This window comes from Cupriavidus sp. 05L310 (assembly GCF_056398185.1).
The window spans coordinates 126,484-144,059 of sequence record NZ_JBFTOX010000001.1 but is presented as its reverse complement, the minus strand read 5'-3'; the positions used below and the strand labels follow the sequence as shown (position 1 = coordinate 144,059).

General features: G+C 67.3%; 18 protein-coding genes. 7 read left to right on the top strand and 11 right to left on the bottom strand.

What is annotated here, in order from left to right:
- Positions 1-13: 13 nt before the first annotated feature.
- Complete coding sequence (gene hmpA, locus AC1DS6_RS00655) at positions 14-1,225, top strand: NO-inducible flavohemoprotein (RefSeq protein ID WP_441627947.1); 1,212 nt, start codon at positions 14-16, stop codon at positions 1,223-1,225.
- Positions 1,226-1,337: 112 nt separating this feature from the next.
- On the opposite strand, the gene AC1DS6_RS00650 is transcribed toward hmpA, so the two are convergent.
- A complete protein-coding gene (locus AC1DS6_RS00650) occupies positions 1,338-2,231 on the bottom strand; it encodes a substrate-binding periplasmic protein (RefSeq protein ID WP_477101715.1) in 894 nt (297 codons plus the stop codon).
- An 86-nt stretch (positions 2,232-2,317) separates the two neighbouring features.
- The gene (gene pedF, locus AC1DS6_RS00645) at positions 2,318-2,797 is read right to left on the bottom strand and encodes a cytochrome c-550 PedF (RefSeq protein ID WP_477101714.1); all 480 of its coding nucleotides are present in this window, start codon (positions 2,795-2,797) and stop codon (positions 2,318-2,320) included.
- Positions 2,798-3,058: 261 nt separating this feature from the next.
- Here pedF and AC1DS6_RS00640 point away from each other — a divergent pair, with 261 nt between their 5' ends.
- A complete protein-coding gene (locus tag AC1DS6_RS00640; RefSeq protein ID WP_477101713.1) occupies positions 3,059-5,107 on the top strand; it encodes a sigma-54-dependent Fis family transcriptional regulator in 2,049 nt (682 codons plus the stop codon).
- 28 nt (positions 5,108-5,135) lie between these two features.
- Here AC1DS6_RS00640 and AC1DS6_RS00635 read toward each other — a convergent pair whose 3' ends face one another.
- Both AC1DS6_RS00635 and AC1DS6_RS00630 read right to left on the bottom strand, forming a co-directional pair.
- Complete coding sequence (locus tag AC1DS6_RS00635) at positions 5,136-6,071, bottom strand: MBL fold metallo-hydrolase (RefSeq protein WP_477101712.1); 936 nt, start codon at positions 6,069-6,071, stop codon at positions 5,136-5,138.
- Between the two features lie 23 nt (positions 6,072-6,094).
- Positions 6,095-7,021, bottom strand: coding sequence for an alpha/beta fold hydrolase (locus AC1DS6_RS00630; RefSeq protein WP_477101711.1), 927 nt, complete (start codon positions 7,019-7,021; stop codon positions 6,095-6,097).
- Between the two features lie 86 nt (positions 7,022-7,107).
- Here AC1DS6_RS00630 and pqqA point away from each other — a divergent pair, with 86 nt between their 5' ends.
- The 5 genes from pqqA to pqqE all read left to right on the top strand — a co-directional run bounded on the left by pqqA (position 7,108) and on the right by pqqE (position 10,338).
- A complete protein-coding gene (gene pqqA, locus AC1DS6_RS00625; RefSeq protein ID WP_081862055.1) occupies positions 7,108-7,182 on the top strand; it encodes a pyrroloquinoline quinone precursor peptide PqqA in 75 nt (24 codons plus the stop codon).
- 112 nt (positions 7,183-7,294) lie between these two features.
- Positions 7,295-8,212, top strand: coding sequence for a pyrroloquinoline quinone biosynthesis protein PqqB (gene pqqB, locus AC1DS6_RS00620; protein ID WP_441627959.1), 918 nt, complete (start codon positions 7,295-7,297; stop codon positions 8,210-8,212).
- Complete coding sequence (gene pqqC, locus AC1DS6_RS00615; protein WP_441627961.1) at positions 8,209-8,901, top strand: pyrroloquinoline-quinone synthase PqqC; 693 nt, start codon at positions 8,209-8,211, stop codon at positions 8,899-8,901. Before pqqB ends, pqqC begins: the two co-directional genes overlap by 4 nt.
- The gene (gene pqqD, locus AC1DS6_RS00610; RefSeq protein ID WP_035862268.1) at positions 8,898-9,170 is read left to right on the top strand and encodes a pyrroloquinoline quinone biosynthesis peptide chaperone PqqD; all 273 of its coding nucleotides are present in this window, start codon (positions 8,898-8,900) and stop codon (positions 9,168-9,170) included. The genes pqqC and pqqD overlap by 4 nt, the downstream gene beginning before the upstream one ends.
- Positions 9,142-10,338, top strand: a complete 1,197-nt coding sequence (gene pqqE / locus AC1DS6_RS00605) for a pyrroloquinoline quinone biosynthesis protein PqqE (protein WP_477101710.1) — start codon at positions 9,142-9,144, stop codon at positions 10,336-10,338. The genes pqqD and pqqE overlap by 29 nt, the downstream gene beginning before the upstream one ends.
- Before the next feature lie 164 nt (positions 10,339-10,502).
- Here the strand turns inward: pqqE and AC1DS6_RS00600 are convergent, their stop codons facing one another.
- From AC1DS6_RS00600 to AC1DS6_RS00570, 7 genes are all read right to left on the bottom strand, one after another.
- A complete protein-coding gene (locus AC1DS6_RS00600; protein ID WP_441628031.1) occupies positions 10,503-10,787 on the bottom strand; it encodes a c-type cytochrome in 285 nt (94 codons plus the stop codon).
- A 152-nt stretch (positions 10,788-10,939) separates the two neighbouring features.
- On the bottom strand, positions 10,940-12,682 hold the full coding sequence (locus tag AC1DS6_RS00595; RefSeq protein WP_441627966.1) for a PQQ-dependent methanol/ethanol family dehydrogenase: 1,743 nt from the start codon (positions 12,680-12,682) through the stop codon (positions 10,940-10,942).
- Between the two features lie 192 nt (positions 12,683-12,874).
- The gene (locus AC1DS6_RS00590) at positions 12,875-13,807 is read right to left on the bottom strand and encodes a quinoprotein relay system zinc metallohydrolase 1 (RefSeq protein WP_441627968.1); all 933 of its coding nucleotides are present in this window, start codon (positions 13,805-13,807) and stop codon (positions 12,875-12,877) included.
- Positions 13,804-14,568, bottom strand: coding sequence for a quinoprotein dehydrogenase-associated SoxYZ-like carrier (locus AC1DS6_RS00585; protein ID WP_045237896.1), 765 nt, complete (start codon positions 14,566-14,568; stop codon positions 13,804-13,806). The genes AC1DS6_RS00590 and AC1DS6_RS00585 overlap by 4 nt, the downstream gene beginning before the upstream one ends.
- Positions 14,565-15,389 carry an ABC transporter permease gene (locus AC1DS6_RS00580; protein WP_441627970.1) on the bottom strand — a complete coding sequence of 275 codons (825 nt, stop codon included), beginning with the start codon at positions 15,387-15,389 and terminating at the stop codon, positions 14,565-14,567. Before AC1DS6_RS00580 ends, AC1DS6_RS00585 begins: the two co-directional genes overlap by 4 nt.
- Before the next feature lie 18 nt (positions 15,390-15,407).
- On the bottom strand, positions 15,408-16,589 hold the full coding sequence (locus AC1DS6_RS00575; protein WP_477101709.1) for an ABC transporter substrate-binding protein: 1,182 nt from the start codon (positions 16,587-16,589) through the stop codon (positions 15,408-15,410).
- Complete coding sequence (locus AC1DS6_RS00570; protein WP_477101771.1) at positions 16,582-17,541, bottom strand: PQQ-dependent catabolism-associated beta-propeller protein; 960 nt, start codon at positions 17,539-17,541, stop codon at positions 16,582-16,584. Before AC1DS6_RS00570 ends, AC1DS6_RS00575 begins: the two co-directional genes overlap by 8 nt.
- Between the last annotated feature and the right edge of the window lie 35 nt (positions 17,542-17,576).

The window sequence follows — 17,576 nt, the reverse complement described above, 5'->3', positions numbered from 1 at the left end:
AAGGAACGATGCAATGCTCACCCAGAAGACCAAGGACATCGTCAAATCCACCGCCCCGGTGCTGGCGGAACACGGATACGCCATCATCCAGCGTTTCTATAAACGCATGTTCGAGGCGCACCCGGAACTCAAGAACGTCTTCAATATGGCGCACCAGGAACAAGGGCAGCAGCAGCAGGCCCTGGCGCGCGCAGTGTATGCCTACGCCGCGAATATCGAGAATCCCGAGAGTCTCTCGGCCGTTCTGAAAAACATCGCAAACAAACACGCAAGTCTTGGCGTGCGGCCGGAGCAATACCCGATCGTCGGTGAACACCTGCTCGGCGCGATCAAGGATGTTCTCGGGGATGCGGCGACCGGCGAGATCATCTCCGCCTGGGCGCAGGCGTACGGGAACCTGGCTGACATCCTGATGGGTATCGAAAGCGAGTTGTACGAGCGCTCCGCCGAGCAGGATGGCGGCTGGAAAGGCTGGCGCACATTCATCGTCCGCGAGAAGCGGCCTGAGAGCGACGTCATCACCTCGTTCATCCTGGAACCGGCCGATGGCGGCCCGGTGGTGAATTTCGAGCCTGGCCAGTACACCAGCGTCGCGATCCAGGTGCCCTCTCTTGGCCTGCAGCAAATTCGGCAGTACAGCCTCTCCGATGTGCCGAACGGGCGAAGTTACCGGATATCGGTGAAGCGCGAGAGTGGCGGCACGACGCCGGCGGGTTATGTCTCTTGCCTGCTGCACGATCACGTCGGTGTTGGCGACGAGGTCAGGCTCGCCGCGCCGTACGGCAGCTTCTACATCGACGTAAATGCCAGGTCCCCGATCGTGCTGATCAGCGGCGGCGTAGGGCTGACCCCCATGGTCAGCATGCTGAAGAAGGCGCTTCAGGAACCGCCGCGGCAGGTCGTGTTCGTGCATGGCGCCCGCAATAGTGCGGTGCAGGCCATGCGCAACCGTCTGCGCGAAGCATCGCATGAGCACGCCAACTTCAAGCTGCTTGTGTTCTATAACGAGCCTCTCCCGGAAGACGTCCAGGGTAAGGATTTCGATTACGAGGGCCTGGTCGACGTCAGTTTGATCAAGGATTCCATCATGCTGCCGGACGCTGATTACTACATCTGCGGACCGATCCCGTTCATGCGGATGCAGCACGATGCCCTCCAGAACCTGGACATCCCGGAGACGCGCATTCACTATGAAGTGTTCGGGCCGGACCTGTTCGACGAGTAGCGCTGACCAGCGGCCAACCTAAGTCGCTGCTTGAGATTGCGTAGCGCCTGACCGGGGACCACGCCCCACTTGACGCCCGGTTTCATACTGCACGCCCAGCCGCTGGAGAATCTCACGGCGTTTGCAGCGACACACCGTACTGGGCAAAGATCTGCTGCAGCTCGCCGCTGCGGCGGATCGCGTCCAGCGCGTTCTGCAGCGACTCCGCGAGTTCGCCCTCGTCCGCCTTGACGGCCATGCCGATGGCCCAGCCGCGCGCGGGCAGCAGCGGCGAGGCAACGTCCACCGTGGCGAAGCGCGCGGCGGGCTGGCCGGCCGCCTTGAGCGCGCTTTCGTATTGCGAGCGCGTGACCATCGCCGCGGCGATCTCGCCGGCGAACAGCGCGCGCAGCGTTTCGTCCGGCCCGGCATAAATCTTGACCTTGTCGCGCAGCGCGCCCTGCGCCCCGGACAACAGGGCATTGGCACCGGCGGAGCCCGCTTCCGCGCCGGTAGGCTGGCCGGCCAGATCCTCCAGCTGCCGGACCTCGGAGACGCGCTCGCGGTCGTGGACCAGCACGAACATCTCGCGGTGATAAGGCGCGAAGATCAGCGCCTTGTCGTTCGCGCGCATGAACGCACGGTCCACCGGCACATGCAGCATCACATCCGCCGGGCCATAGCCCAGGTAATGGCCACGCCACACCATATTGCGCAGGTCATCGGACATGTTCTCGTCAGCATCGAACGGCAGCAGCGACACCGACAGCCCCATCTGCTTGCTCAGGGCCTTCGCCAGCGCCACGTCGATGCCCGGCAACGGGTTGCCCACTGCCGTGGAAAATGGCGGCAGGCTCTTATAGACGGCCACCTTCAAGGTCCCGCTCTGGCGGATCCTGGCCATATCGGCCAGCGACGGCTGGGCGCAGACGAGCGCGGCAAGCGCCAGCAGTGCGCCGGCCAGGCGACGGGAGCCGGCGGGGGCCGGCAGGGAGGGAGCGGCGTCCCGGAGAGGGCTGGCGCGCATGGGAGGTCTCCTGGTTTTCTTGATCTTTGTGTTTGTGAATCAGGGAATGCGGGAATGCGGTGGAAGTGCGGGCGGGCCCGCAGCCCTTACTCGTGCCGCGATTCGAGATAGGTCTTGATGGACCAGACCGCTTCCTGGCTCAGCACGCCATCGAACGGCGGCATGTAGACCCGGCCGTCTCGCGTGCGCCCCTTGCGCACGGTGGTGGTGAAGTACTGCGAGACCTCGCCCATGCATTCCTGCTTCTTCTTGGCGTTGGCCAGCGACGCGCAATCGCTGTCCAGCTTGCGCAGGTCCGGCGCGATGCCGCCCGACACCGCTTCCAGCCCATGGCAGCGCGCGCAGTTCTGGTTGTAGGCCGAGGAGCCGATACGCAGTGCTTCCTGCTGCGCTTCGCCCGTCCTGTATGGATTATCCGGACGCCATTCTTCGCCGAGTTGCGGTAGTGTCTTGGTGTCCACTGCTTGCGGTGTGACGTCCCCATGGGCCGAGGCCGCTTGGGGTAGCGCCCCGGCCAGAAGCGTGCAGATGGCAATCAGGGCAAGTGTGCGGCGTGGTGTTTTCATCAGTGTCACCTCCAGTTGTTGAACTATGTTTTGAAGGTGACTTCCGCAAAAGCCATACCAAGCGCAAAGAGGGCCATAAACCGGACGAGGCCCCGGCAAATGGCCGGCGTGTGACACAGCATGCCGGAACCAGTGCCCTGGAATGCAACACCCTGGCAAGCGTTTTGCTTCATGAAGCAACACTTCGGGCCATGTCGACCACGCCAGGACCCGGAGCGACCCGTGCACAGATCGCGGGCGACTTCCACAGGAGACAGAAAAATGACTTTCCAAGCGGCCGGCGGCCCGCGCGTGCCCGGCGTCCCGCCGGCGGCAACGGGCAACCCGGCGGAGGGCGACCGGCCAGACCTGATCGCCCAGGCCCACCTGCGATCCGAAGCCTATGGCTTGCGGCCCTATGAATCGCCGGACTTCTGCCCGGTGCTGCAAAGCGAGCTGAAAACGCAGATAGAGCGCAGCCAGTCGCTGTTCACCCACGCGCTGCCGGTCATGGAGACGCTCTACGACCAGATCGTCAACACGCAGAGCATGGTGATCCTGACCGACGCCGCCGGCCTGATCCTGCACTCGCTGGGCGACGACGACTTCCTCGCCAGGGCCAACAAGGTGGCCTTGCAGCCCGGCGCGCTGTGGTCCGAGGAAAGCCGGGGCACCAACGCCATCGGCACCGCGCTGGCCGAGAGCAAGGCCACGCTGGTACACGGCGCGGAGCATTTCCTGGAGGCCAACCGCTTCCTCACCTGCTCCTGCATGCCGATCCTCGATGCCTACGGCAAGACGGTCGGCGCGCTCGATGTGACGGGTGACCAGCGCGGATTCCACAAGCACACCATGGCGCTGGTGCGGATGTCGGCGCAAATGATCGAGAACCAGCTTTTCGCCAATGCCTTCCAGGACATGGTGTGCGTGCGTTTCCACTCGCGCGCGGAGTTTATCGGCACCCTGGTCGAAGGCATCGCCTCCTTTACGCCGGGCGGACGCTTCCTGTCGGCCAACCGCAGCGCGCAGTTCCAGCTTGGGATGTCGGTCGGCGCCTTGCACGCGCACACCTTCTCCTCGCTGTTCGGCCTGTCGCTGTCGCAGTTGTTCGACGCCGAGCGCAAGGCCCCGGGGGGCGTCGTGCACCTGCCGCTGCCAAGCGGCGTCAAGGTCAGCGCACGCGTCGAGTGGAAGGCGCCTGCCGTGTCCGTCCCGGCGGCTGCCATCGACAATGGCAGCGCGGAGGAGGCGCACTGCATGCCTGATGCCGCCTCCCTGCCCCGCCGTGCGGGCGCGCAACCGGCCCGGCGCCCCGCCGGGCTGGACGACCTGGACACCGGCGACGCCCAGATCAAAGGCGTCATCACCAAGCTGCGCAAGGTGATCGGCAAGGATATTCCCGTCATGGTGCTGGGGGAAACCGGCACCGGCAAGGAACTGCTGGCCCGCGCCATCCACGCCGACAGCCCGCGCCATGCCGGGCCTTTCATCGCTGTCAACTGCGCCTCGATACCCGAGACGCTGATCGAATCCGAGCTGTTCGGCTACGAAGAAGGCGCCTTTACCGGCGCCCGCAAGAAGGGCGGCATCGGCAAGATGCTGCTGGCCAACGGCGGCACCCTCTTCCTGGATGAAATCGGCGATATGCCGTTGCACCTGCAGGCGCGCATGCTGCGCGCGCTGCAGGAGCGCGCGGTCACGCCGCTGGGCAGCAGCCGGGTGATCCACGTCGACGTGTCAGTGATCTGCGCCACCAATCGCAATTTGCGCGAGCAGGTGGCCAACGGCCTGTTCCGGGAAGACCTTTACTACCGCCTGAACGGCCTCGTGGTGCGCCTGCCGGCCTTGCGCGAGCGCACCGACCTCGATGCGGTGGCCGACAAGCTGTTACGCGAGGGCCAGGCAAACGGGGGACCGCGCATCAAGGATTCGGTGATGGCGATGTTCCGCAGCTATCACTGGCCGGGCAATATCCGCCAGCTTGGCAACCTGCTGCGCACCGCGCGCCTGATGGCCGAAGGCGAGGCGGAGATCACCGAGGACCACCTGCCCGACGATTTCCTGGAAGACCGGCTGGCGCGCCAGGCCACCCACCCCGCGCACGGCGCCACGCTGGAAGCCGATGCCGCGCCGGCCGGCGGGCGCGCCCCGGAGGTAGCGCCCCGCCCACAGCCCACCCGCCTGGCCGACGTCGAGGTGCTGGCCATCGTCGCCGCGGTCAAGGCGCACCACGGCAATATTTCCGCGGCGGCCAAGGCGCTCGGCATCTCGCGCAATACGGTCTACCGGAAGCTGGACGAGGCCAACGCGCTGCCGCAGCAAGATGGCTGAGACGGCAGCCGTGCGCGCCGGCTGGCGCTCAGGCCAGCGGCTCGCCGTGCATCCACAGGTCTTCCAGTTCGCGCCAGGCGTGCTGCACATTCAAGGGATGGCGCGAAGCGAAGTGGCGCCAATGGCGGTACGGCCCGGCGGCCGCCGGGCTGAGCACGCGCGCCGCATCGCCACCCGCTTCCAGTGCGGCGGCAACGCCGCCGGCCAACGCATCCAGGTAGGCCAGCGTGGGCGCCAGCGTTTGCGCCGGCGTGCCCGGCGCGGTGCCCACCACGAGATCGGCGGGTAGCGCCGACACGGCCCGCAGCGCGCGCCGCCAGCCTTGCAGGGAAGCCTCCTGCATTTCCGGAACGCGGTCGCGGTAGGCCAGGCCGCCCACGCATAACAGCCGCCGTTGCGGCGCATGCAGCACAGTATCCGAAGCGCTATGCGCCCCCGCGTGGACATGCACCTCCCACGCGGTGGCGCCGGTCTGCAGGCGATCGCCATGCCGCAAGCCGGGTTCCGGCAGCACGATCCGCGTGCCGCGCATCTCGGCTGGCCCCAGTTGCGCCGCCAGGCGGGCCAGGCACGCCTCGCAGCGCTGCCGCATCAGGCTGGCGGTGGCGGCAGAGGCCAGGAACGCGGGGCGCGGCCGCAAGCGCGCAAAGGCCGCGTTGGCCAGCACGTTCTCGGGATGCGCATGGGTGTTGACCACCCAGCGCACCGGCTCGGGCGTCACGGCCCGGATCGCCGCCAGCAACCCGTTCCCCCAGGCCAGATGCGGGCCCGGGTCGACCACCAGCACTCCGGCTCCGGTCACATGGACCAGGGTCGGCACCACCTCCCCGGCATTAGCCAGCGCCACCTCGGCATTGGCTGCGCTGGCCACATACACGCCAGGCTGCAGCCTCGCCAGCACCACGCGGCCAAGTGCGGCGGCCGGGCCGGCGCCGCCGAGCGCCATCGCCAGCAGGGCGCCCATGAATCCGCGCCGGGTGGGATCCGTCACCGCCGGCAGCCCGCCGCGCCGATGGCGGCCCGCAGGGCCTCGGCCATGGCACCGGCAGGCAAGTGTCCGCCGGGCACCCAGACCAGCCGCGCCTGGGGCATGACCGCCTTCAAACGCAGGACGTTGGCCGGCCGGCAGACCTTATCGGCACGGCCATGCAGCAACGTCACCGGCACGTCGCGCGCACCGATCTGCGACGCCGCCTTCAGCAACGCCGGCTTGCCCAGCCCGGCGCGGCGGCGCAGGTAATGCGCCTGGATCCGGTATTTGTCCACCGCCGCCATGCGCTCGCGCCACGGCTGCCGCCCCGGCTGCGTCTGGCCAAGGCCCAGCATCCGCCGTTCGGCGCGCTGCCACTGTCCGGCAGTGTCCAGTTTTTGAACAGTCGTACCACTTTGCAACACTTGCGACACAGTGAGCAGGCGTGCCCGGGCATCGGACGCCCGCTCGCCGCTCGCCATGCGCCGCAGCATCGCGCCGCCGCGCGGAGAAAAAAGCCGATGGATATCGTCGCGGCCTGTCAGGAAAGCGCCCCGCAGGACCAGAGCCGCCACCGCGCCGGGATAGCGCGCGGCGTAGGCCAGCGCCAGCGCTGCCCCCCACGATCCGCCCACCACGCTCCAGCGCTGGACGCCAAGCGCCTCGCGCAACTGCTCCAGGTCTGCCAGCAGCGCGCCCGCCGTATTCCGGCGCAGCGTCCCGGCGGGCCGCGAACGGCCCGCGCCGCGCTGGTCGGGCATGACCACACGGTGCCGCAGCGGATCGAACCATGCCGCCATCGACGGACTGCAGCCGCTGCCCGGCCCGCCGTGAAGCACCAGCCACGGATCGCCGGTGGCCGGGCCCGCCTGCCGCACGTGCATGCGGTGGCCATCCCGCGTACGGAGAAAAAAACACTGGGACGGCAGCTGCGCTGCGGGCATGGATGTTGCCTCGGAAAGAACGCGGCGACGTTCGCCGCAAGAAGACGCGATGCATTCACTAACTATGCCACCCCCGAGGAGGAGACATGAACTGGAGTACCCCCGCCTACAAAGAACTACGCCTGGGTTTCGAGATCACGATGTACATAGCCAACCGCTGAGCACTTTTGCCTGAATGCCCCGATCTGGCAAGGCCCGCCCCCGCGGGCCTTTTTTTCTCGCTGGCGGGCTTTTTGCTCTTCGACTCCGTAACGAACCCTATCGATACGCGCCATGACAATACTCCGGGTCCTGGGATCGGCCGCAGGCGGTGGCTTTCCCCAGTGGAACTGCAATTGCCGCAATTGCGATGGCGTACGCAACGGCACGCTGCGCGCCACGCCGCGCACGCAGTCGTCGATCGCCTTGAGCGACGAGGGACAAGACTGGGTGCTGGTCAACGCCTCCCCCGACATCCTCGACCAGCTGCGCCACGCGCCGGCGCTGCAGCCGGCGCGCCAGCCGCGCGACACAGGTATTGCCGGGGTGGTGCTGATGGATGCGCAGATCGATCACGTCACCGGCCTCCTGATGCTGCGCGAGCACCGGCAGGCGCTGCCGGTCTACGCCACCGCGGCGGTGCTGCAGGATCTCGGCACGGCGTTCCCGCTGACACGCATGCTGTCGCACTACTGCGGCCTTGACACGCACACGCTGTCCCTGGACGACGCGCCCTTCACGGTGCCGCCGCTGCATGGCGTGATGCTGACGCCGGTGCCGCTGGAGAGCAAGGCGCCGCCCTATTCCCCCAACCGCAACGCGCCGCGGCGTGGCGACAATATCGGGCTGCGCATCGTCGATGCCGCCACCGGCCGGCGCGCCTTCTATGCGCCCGGGCTGGGCCGCATCGAGCCGCACGTGCTCGACGAACTGCAGCGCGCCGACGTGGTGCTGGTGGACGGCACCTGCTGGCGCGACGACGAGATGCAGCAGCTTGGCTTCTCCGCCAAGACCGCGGCGGACATGGGGCACCTCGCCCTGTCCGGCCCGGGCGGCATGATCGAAACCCTCGACCGGCTGCCCGCGGCACGCAAGATCCTGATCCACATCAACAACACCAACCCGATCCTGGTGGACGACTCGCCGCAGCGCGGCCTGCTGGCGGACCACGGCATCGAGGTAGCCTACGACGGCATGGAGATCACGCTATGACGCAAGCCACGGCATGGAGCGCGGCCGAATTCGAAGCACGCCTGCGCGCGAAAGAAACGGGCTATCACATCCACCACCCGTTCAACCTGCGCATGGCGGCCGGGCAATGCACGCCGGAACAGATCCGCGCCTGGGTGGCCAACCGTTTCTACTATCAGACCAGCATCCCGCTCAAGGACGCGGCAGTCCTCTCCAACTGCCCCGACCGCGCCACGCGCCGCGAATGGGTCGTGCGCATCCTGGACCATGACGGCACCGAGACCCAGGAAGGGGGCATCGAAGCCTGGCTGCGGCTGGGCCAGGCGGTGGGACTCGAGCGCGAGGCGCTGTGGTCGCACCGGCACGTGCTGCCCGGCGTGCGCTTCGCCGTCGACGCCTACGTGAATTTCGCGCGCCGCGCGCCCTGGCAGGAGGCCGTGTGTTCCTCGCTGACCGAGATGTATGCCCCGGAGATCCACAAGGAGCGCCTGGCCGGCTGGCCCGGGCACTATCCGTGGATCGAAGCGCAAGGCCTGGACTATTTCCGCTCGCGCATTCCGCTTGCGCAGCGCGATGTCGATCACGGCCTGCGCGTGACGCTCGGCTACTTCCGCACGCCGGAGCAGCAGCAGCGCGCGCTGGACATCCTGCAATTCAAGCTCGACATCCTGTGGTCGATGCTCGACGCCATCCAACTCGCCCACCCATGACCCCGACCGAAGCCGACCTGACCAAGCCCACGCTGCACCGGACCTTCCGCCTGCAGTGGGAAGACGCCCAGCAGAGCTGGATCCTGCTGTATCCGGAAGGCATGGTCACGCTCAACGACAGCGCGGCCGCCATCCTGCAGCGCTGCGACGGCAGCCACACCCTCGACATGCTGATCGACGACCTGCAGTCCGCCTTCGGCGTGCAGGGCATCGCACCGGAGGTACACGCCTTTGTCAAACATGCCATCGAACGCGGCTGGCTGGTCTGAGCCGCCGGCAGCCATAGCACCGCCCGGGCCGCCGCTATGGCTGCTGGCGGAACTGACCTACCGCTGCCCGCTCCACTGCGCCTTCTGCTCCAACCCGGTGGACTATGCCCGGCACGACACCGAACTCGACACCGCCCGGTGGCGCGACGTTTTCACGCAGGCGCGCGCGCTGGGCGCCGTGCAACTGGGCCTGTCGGGCGGCGAACCCCTGCTGCGCAAAGACCTGGAAGCACTGGTCGAACATGCCCACGGGCTCGGCTTCTACACCAACCTCATCACCTCCGGCATCGGCCTCACGGATGCCCGGCTGGCCGCCTTGCGCATTGCCGGGCTCGATCATATCCAGCTATCGTTCCAGGACTCCACGCGCGAACTCAACGATTTTCTCTCCAGCACCCGCACCTTCAACCTGAAGCAACGCGTGGCCCGCCTGATCAAGGCGCACGGTTATCCGATGGTGATGAACTGCGTGCTGCACCGGCACAACCTCCCTCATGTGGGCGCCATCATCGAGATGGCGCTGGAGATGGGCGCGGAATACCTGGAACTGGCCAACACCCAATACTATGGATGGGCCTGGGAGAACCGGCAGGCGCTGATGCCCACGCATGAGCAACTGCGCGAAGCCGAAGCGGTCGTGAAGGCATACCGCGCCCGCATCGGCAACCGGTGCAAGATCCTGTTCGTGGTGCCCGACTACTTCGAGCAACGGCCCAAGAAATGCATGAACGGATGGGGCACAACCTTCCTTGGCGTGGCGCCCGACGGCCTCGCGCTGCCCTGCCATGCGGCCCGCATGCTGCCCGGGCTTGACCTGCCGAACGTCACCACGCGATCGCTACGTGAGATATGGCGCGAGAGCGAGGCCTTCCAGCGTTTTCGCGGCACGCACTGGCTGCCGGAGCCTTGCCGATCCTGCGACTCGCAGGCGGAAGACCATGGCGGGTGCCGTTGCCAGGCGTTCCTCCTGACCGGCGACGCCGCCGCCACGGATCCGGTTTGCGATCGGTCTGGAGACCATGGGAAGGTCGCGGAGATCGTGCTGCAGGGCAGGCTGGCCGAGGTGCAGGCGCGCGGACGGGAGAGCGGGATGGTCTTCCGCAGCGATGGGAATTCGCTCAGGCTAAGCAGCGAAGGTAGCTGCGCTGATAGCAAAAAACGGAAGTAGAAAATTGAGAACAAAAAGAGCAAAGACGTTTCACGCCGTGCCTGGGCTGCCGGGTGGGCCGATGTGAAGCGTCTTTGCGAATCCTTCCTTCGTATCCGGTTTCTATCCGACCGTCAGGCCTGACACCGGTCTCTTCCAATGCTCATCCGGTGCTCATCCGGTGCTCAACCGATACTCAGCACCCACTCTGCCAGCCTCCTGGCATCCGCTTCACTGATACTCTCGTGCGACGGCATGGGAATCCGTCCCCAAACACCTTTTCCGCCCTCACGGATCTTTTTCGCCAGCCGCTCGGGCGCTTCCCCATCTCCCTTGTACTTGGCCGCTACCTCGGCAAAACCCGGCCCTACCACCTTGGCATTCATACTGTGACAAGAAAAGCAGCCGCTCTTGTCTGCCAGCGCCTGCATATCGGGCGCCGCTTCGACCCGGGCGGCACACAGCACCATGGCCACCGTGGCCGTCAACGACAGGTATCCTTTCGCCTTCTGCATATCTACTTCCCAATGCTCTGATCATCGACCAGCCCTTGCGCGTGCCGGCTTCGGTGTGCGAGGCCGGCACGCGCAGGGCAGCTTCACTACATGGTGTCCGGCAACGTTCAGCTCTTGTGCAGCTTGAACACCCACACCGATCCGCCCTGCTCCAGGAAATTCACGCGCTTGGCAACTTCCCCGCCCCACAGCGGCACCGCGCCGCCCCAGCCCGACACCACCGCCACATACTGCTCGCCGCCCTCCTCCCAGGTAACCGGAGGCGCCACCACGCCGCTGCCCGTCTGGAACTTCCACAGTTCCTTGCCGGTTTTGGCGTCCGCGGCCTTCAGGTAGCCCTCCGGCGTGCCCCAGAACACCAGCCCGCCGGCAGTGGTCATCACCCCGCCCCACAGCGGCGCGTAGTTCTTGACCTCCCACTCGATCTTGCCGGTCTTGGGATTGATCGCGCGCAGCGAGCCGATGTAGTCCTCGTTGAGCGGATGGATGGTGAAGCCGGCGCCGAGGAAGGCGGCACCCTTCTTGTAGCCCACGGGTTCGTTCCAGATATCCATGCCCCATTCATTGGCCGGTACATAGAACAGGCCGGTCTGCGGGCTGTAGGCCATCGGCTGCTGGTTCTTGCCGCCGAGGAAGCCCGGCGCGGCGAACACGGACTGGCCCTTCTTCGGATCGCTGCCCGCGGCCGGGTCGCCCGGCCGGCTTTCCGCGATCATGTTGGGGCGCCCGGTCTTGAGGTCGATGCTGCTGGCCCAGGTGATCTTCTTGACGAAGGGAAAGGCGTTCACCAGCTTGCCGTTGGTGGCGTCATTGACGTAGAAGAAGCCGTTGCGGTCGGCCTTGCCGCCCAGGCGCTTCCCATCCTGGTCGAAGGTCACGAACTCGTTGACGCCGTCGAAATCCCAGCCATCGTTCGGCGTGTTCTGGTAATGCCAGACGATCTTGCCGGTAGTCGGGTCGAGCGCCACGGTCGAGGCCGAATACAGGTTGTCGCCCTTGCGCATGTGGCTGTTCCACGGCCCCGGGTTGCCGGTACCGAAGTAGGCCAGGCCGGTCTTCGGGTCATAGGTGCCGCCCAGCCAGGTGGCCGCGCCGCCGGTCTTCCAGGTCTCGCCGGGCCAGCTGGCGTTCTGGGTACCGGTCACACCGTCTTCGGTCTTGTTGCCGTCCTTGTCGTACTTGTAGCCCATATGGCCTTCCACCACCGGCCTGGACCAGACCAGTTGCCCGGTCTTCGCGTCGCGTGCCTCGACCCGTCCCACCACGCCGAACTCGCCACCGGAGACGCCGGTCAGCACCATGCCTTTGACGATCAGGGGGGCTGCCGTGTAGGAATAGCCGGCGGCATAGTCCTCGATCTTGTCCTTCCACACCACCTTGCCGGTCTTCTGGTCCAGCGCCACCAGTTGCGCGTCGAGCGTGCCAAAGATCACCAGGTTGTCGTACAGGGCCGCGCCACGGTTGACCACGTCGCAGCAGGGCATGATGCCTTCGGGCAGGCGATGCTCATATTTCCAGAGCTTGCTGCCGGTCTTCAGATCGAGCGCGTAGATGCGCGAGTACGAGGCCGTCACGAACATCTTGCCGTCGTGAATCAACGGCTGCGCTTCCTGCCCGCGCTGCTTTTCGCCGCCGAACGAGAACGACCAGGCCGGCACCAACTGGCTGACGTTCCTGGTGTTGATGCGGTTCAGCGTGGAAAAGCGCTGGCCTTGCGGGCCCATCCCCCACGACAGCACGTCGCCCGGCGACTTCGCGTCATTCTCGATCATGGCATCGGTCACCGCGGCCTGCGCCGCCAGGCTCGCGGCAGCCGCCGCGAGCACCATCATCACGCGTAACGTCCTCATTGTCTGCTCCTCTCTCTTGTTGTCGATCTTCACCAGTGCGCCTCGCACACCAGACTGACTCTTGGCAATTCCCATGCCAATGGAAAACACCTGCATCCGGCCCCGCGGCGGCCTGTGGATGCCGGGATGGCGTACCAGCGCGGAACACTCGGTTGCCGTTGTTGCGGAATTGAACAGCACACCTGTCCGGACTCAGCGTCTCAACGCCGCGTCCTCATACGCCGGGTAGAGGTGCGTCACATTGCGCAAATACTCCGCCGGCATGGCGCCCCAGCGCGCGTAGGCGTCCGGCACCGGCATGGCAAGCACCTCGGCCAGGTCGCGGCCCTGGGAGGCCGCCTGGGTCATGCGGGCGTCCAGCCACTGCAGGTAGCCGCGTGTCTGCGCGATGGCGTCCGCGCTGCCGAGCGCCGGTCCGTGGCTGGGGATCAGCAGCCGTGCGCCGCTGTCGCGCACCAGCGCCTGCAAATGGTCCAGGCTGGCCAGCCAGCGCTTGAGATCCGCATGCGGTGTGGTCGGCACGCGCTCGCGAAACGCCACGCCGCCCGCGAAGACCACGCCGGCGCCGCGATCCACTATCACGAGGTCGTCGGCGGTGTGACCGTCCATCCGGATCAGATCGAAGGTGTGCCGGCCGATCGTGCGCCGGCCCGGGGTCAGCACGTGGCGCGGCGGCGCCGGTTCCGTGTCGCGCATCCAGTTGCCGCACAGCCGGTAGAGGTTGTCGGCATATGCAGGCCCTTCGCGCCGGGCGCCGTCGATGGTGCCGGCCAGCGCGCTGCCGCCCACGTCGGTATAGGCCTGGTTGCCGAAAAAGTAGTCCGGATGCAGGTTCAGATTGAGCACCAGCCGCACCGGCGCCGCCGTGACCGAAGCAATGGCGCGGCGCTGCTGCTCGCCGTACTGGTGCGACGGCCCGGTATTGATCACCACCACGCCGTCACCCGTGTCGATAAAGGCGGTGTTGATGATGTTGCAGCCGTTGTCCGGCGCGAAATCCGCATTGGCCCCTTCCAGCAGCCACACGTCGGCGGCGACCTGGCGTGGCGCCAGGCGATAGTCCCCTGCCTGCGCCAGCGCCGCCTGCGCTGCCAGCCATAGCAGGATCCCGAGCGCGCGCTTCATGGCGTCACCTGCGCCGCGAACCGGTTGCCGTTGTTATCGCGTCCGCTCACCGTCATGCCGCGCTCCATGGCTTCGCGCAGGTCGAAGGAGAAGATGGGGTTCTCGGCAACCGGTTCGTACAGCGTCAGCCGCAGCATCGCTTCCCGGGTGGCGTCGAGCAGGCTCAGCGACTCCACATGGAAGGCCGGGATACCCGCCACCAGCCCGGTGTCCATCGGGTGCATCACGCGTAGCCGCACCCGGCCACCGTTGCCGCCGAGGCCGGGAAACACGCGCGATTCGACCCGGTTCAGCGTGGTGCTCCACGAACCGTCGCGGCGCGTCGCGCCCGGCACCGTGCAGCCGCCGCCGCTGGCATCCACCATCACCCCGCCCACGTGCCACACGCCGTCCCGCGTGCGGGCCGCCACGCGCACCGGCGAGGCCTGCTCCAGCTTGAAGCGGAACGACAGCGAGGGGCGCACCCTGAGCGGCTCGAACTCCAGCACCTTGCGGATCGGGTTGCGGTCCACCGCCACCACGATGCGATCCACCTCGCCGAGCGCCGACGCATCAAAAGCGATCGGCACCCGCATCGGATCTTCGGCAAAGGCCGGCCCGGTGACCTTGACGCGGCTGTCGAACACGTACGGCGCCTGCCGCAGCGCTTCCTTGTGCACCAGCGGCCATTGCGGCGACTGCAACGGATCGCGGCTGTCCAAGGCCCACGCACCCGTTGCGGCCAACGCCAGGCAAGCTGCCAGCGGCACGGCATGCCTCATGCCGGACCCCCGGCCTGGCGCACGCGGCGAGCCATCCCGCGCTGAGGGTCGTAGCCGAGCAGCGCCAAAGCGAAGAACACGGCCGTGCAAGCGGCCACCACCGCGAGACTGACTGGCGCGGCCTGCCCGTACAAGGCGAAGCGGATCGCTTCCACGGCATGGGTAAAGGGATTGAAGCGCGCGAGCTGGTAGACCACGGTGGCGCCGGACTCCTCCAGCTTCCAGAGCGGATACAGCGCCGAGCTGATGAAGAACATCGGGAAGATCACGAAATTCATGGTGCCGGCGAAGTTCTCCAGCTGCCGCACATGCACCGACAGCAGCAAGCCCAACGCCCCCAGCATCAGCGCGGCCAGCACCATCACGGCCAGCGCGCCGGGCAGGCATGCCGGCGCGAATGTCACGTCGAAGGCCATGGCGACAAGCAGGAAGGCGACCATCTGCAGCAAGGAAAGCAAGGTGCCGGCGGCCAGCTTGCAGGCGAGCAGCCAGGCCCTGGGCAGCGGCGCGGTCAGCAGCAGGCGCATCACGCCCATCTCGCGGTCGTACACCATCGCCAGCGAGGACTGCATGCCGTTGAACAGCGCGATCATGCCGAGCAGGCCGGGCGTGACAAAGACCTTGTATTCGACATAGGTGTCGTAGGGCGGCACGATGGCGACGCCGAGCGCGTTCTGGAAGCCGGCCGCGAATACCAGCAGCCACAGCAGCGGCCGCGCCAGCGACGAGCACAGCCGCCCGGGCTGCCGGAAGAACTTATGCAGTTCGCGCCCGGCCACCGCGCGCAAGGCGCGCCAGGCGTGGATCAGGGTGGTAGTCATGGCCTGGGCGTCGCTCCCCTATTTGCCTGGACGGCACGCGGTGTCGGCCGCGTCTGCGCCCAGCGTGTCGAGATTGTTCTTCGGATGCAGCACACCCTCCACCGGCGCCACGCCGACCACGCCGTCGGGATGCGCCAGCAGGACCGGCTGGCGCAACTGGCGGTCCCAGCGCCGGAAGGACAGCGGCGGACCCTTGAAGCCATCCACCACCACCGCCTCGGAGACCAGCGCCTCGGCCTGCCCGGCAAAGCCGCCCTTGGGCTGCCGCGCCACGCTTTCGGCTATCGCCTTCACAGCCACCCACGCGGCCCAGTCATAGCCGGTCATGGGACGGCCCGCCGCCTTGATGAAACGCCGGTTCAGCTGCGGCCCGCCGTTGCGCTCCCAGGCCCAGTGCCAGGCCTGGCCGGTCAGTCCGCTGGCACCTACCACCGGGCGGGGCAGCTGGGTGGCATAGGGCACGCCGCGCGCGAACTCGCCGTCGGCATCGGCGACCACCACCACGTCGTAGTCCACGCCGGCAGTCAGCAGCCTGAGATTGTCCAGCTCGCGCTCGCGCGGATCGTTCGACAGCTTGAACGCGCGCTGCGCCGACCAGGCAATGCCGAAGCGGCGGGCAGCCTGCGTGAGCACGGCGCGCTGCGCCGCGTCTTCCGGCGACGGGCCGCTCAGCAACAGCGCACGGCGCCACTTGCGCAGCGCCAGGTATTGCATCAGCGCGTCCGCCTGCATGCGCCGGCTGGGCAGCGTGTGGAGCAGGTGCGGCGCGCAGCCGGCGCCGCGCAGTTCATCGTCGTCGGCGGAAACGTTGAACAGCAGCGCTTCGCCGGGCTTGACCGCACGCGCCGCCAGCCTGACCGCCGGAGCCGGCAGGTCCAGCAGGATAAAGCGCGTGCCCTGGCGCGCCAGCGCGGCTACCATCGGCCCCACCTCGGCCTCGCCGCTGGCTTCCTGCGCATCGAGCCGCAGGACCTGCCCGGCGGCTTCCAGCGCAAAGCGCGATTCCGCCACCGCCACGCGCGCGCCGTCCACGGGACGGCCTTGCGGCTGGCCGGGGTAACGTTGCTCCATCCGCCGGGGTGCATAGCGCGCATCGCCGGCCATGGAAACCACGGCCACCCGTACGTCAGCCGCGTGCGCGGTGGCTGCCAGCCACGCGAACACGGCCAGCCAGCGCAGACCGGTAGCCGGACTAGTCATCGATCGCCACCGAATGCGGCACCCTGCCCGCCTTGAGCGTGGTCACGGCCTTGTTGCTTGCGGTGTCGACCACGCTGACGTCATCGGACAGTCCGTTGGCCACATAGAGCAAGGCGTTGTCGCGCGTCAGCGCCAGGCCCCAGGCGCGGCGGCCCACCAGCACGTAGTCCAGCACCCGGCGCGAAGCCACGTCGACCACGGCCACGCGATTGGCGCGGCCCAGCCCGATATAGGCGCGCTTGCCGTCGCTGCTGGCGGTCAGTCCGACCGGGGTCACGTCCTCCGCACGGAAGCCCTTGGGCGTGAAGGCGATGGTGTGTACCACTTCCAGCGTATCGGTGCGGATCACGCTGACGCTGGCGGCCAGTTCATTGGTCACCCACAGCTCCTTGCCGTCCATGGCCAGCAGCAGGCGGCGCGGGCGGTTGCCGACCCGGATATTCCTGATCAGCTTGCGCGATGCCACGTCGATCACATGGACCAGGTTGGCGACTTCCGAGGTGACGTACACCCGCTTGCCGTCCGGGCTGGCCTTCACACCCTCGGGCTCTTCGCCCACCTTGATGGCAAACACCTTCTTGCCGGACGCGATGTCGTAGGCCGACAGCAGTCCGTCCTCCTCGTTGGAGACGTAGAGCGTGCGGCCGTCGGGACTGAGGTCGAACAGTTCCGGGTCGTCGCCGACCGGCAGCGAAGCCACGGTCTTGCGGCTCGCCACGTCGACCACGTCCACCCGGTTATCGTCGCTGCAGGCCACGTAAAGGCGCCGCCGGTCCGGCGACAACTGCAGGTGGCGCGGGCGCTTGCATTGCCGCCAGACGGCGATCAGTTGCCTGCTGGCGGCGCCATAGGCGGCCACGGCATCGTCTTTCTCGCTGGAGACGAAGACCTGCCCGGTGGCGTTGCGGCTTTCAGCGGCGCCGGCCACGCCGGCGGCGATCAGCAGCAACATGGCGGCCAGGGTGGCGCAGGCGATAAAGCCAAGGG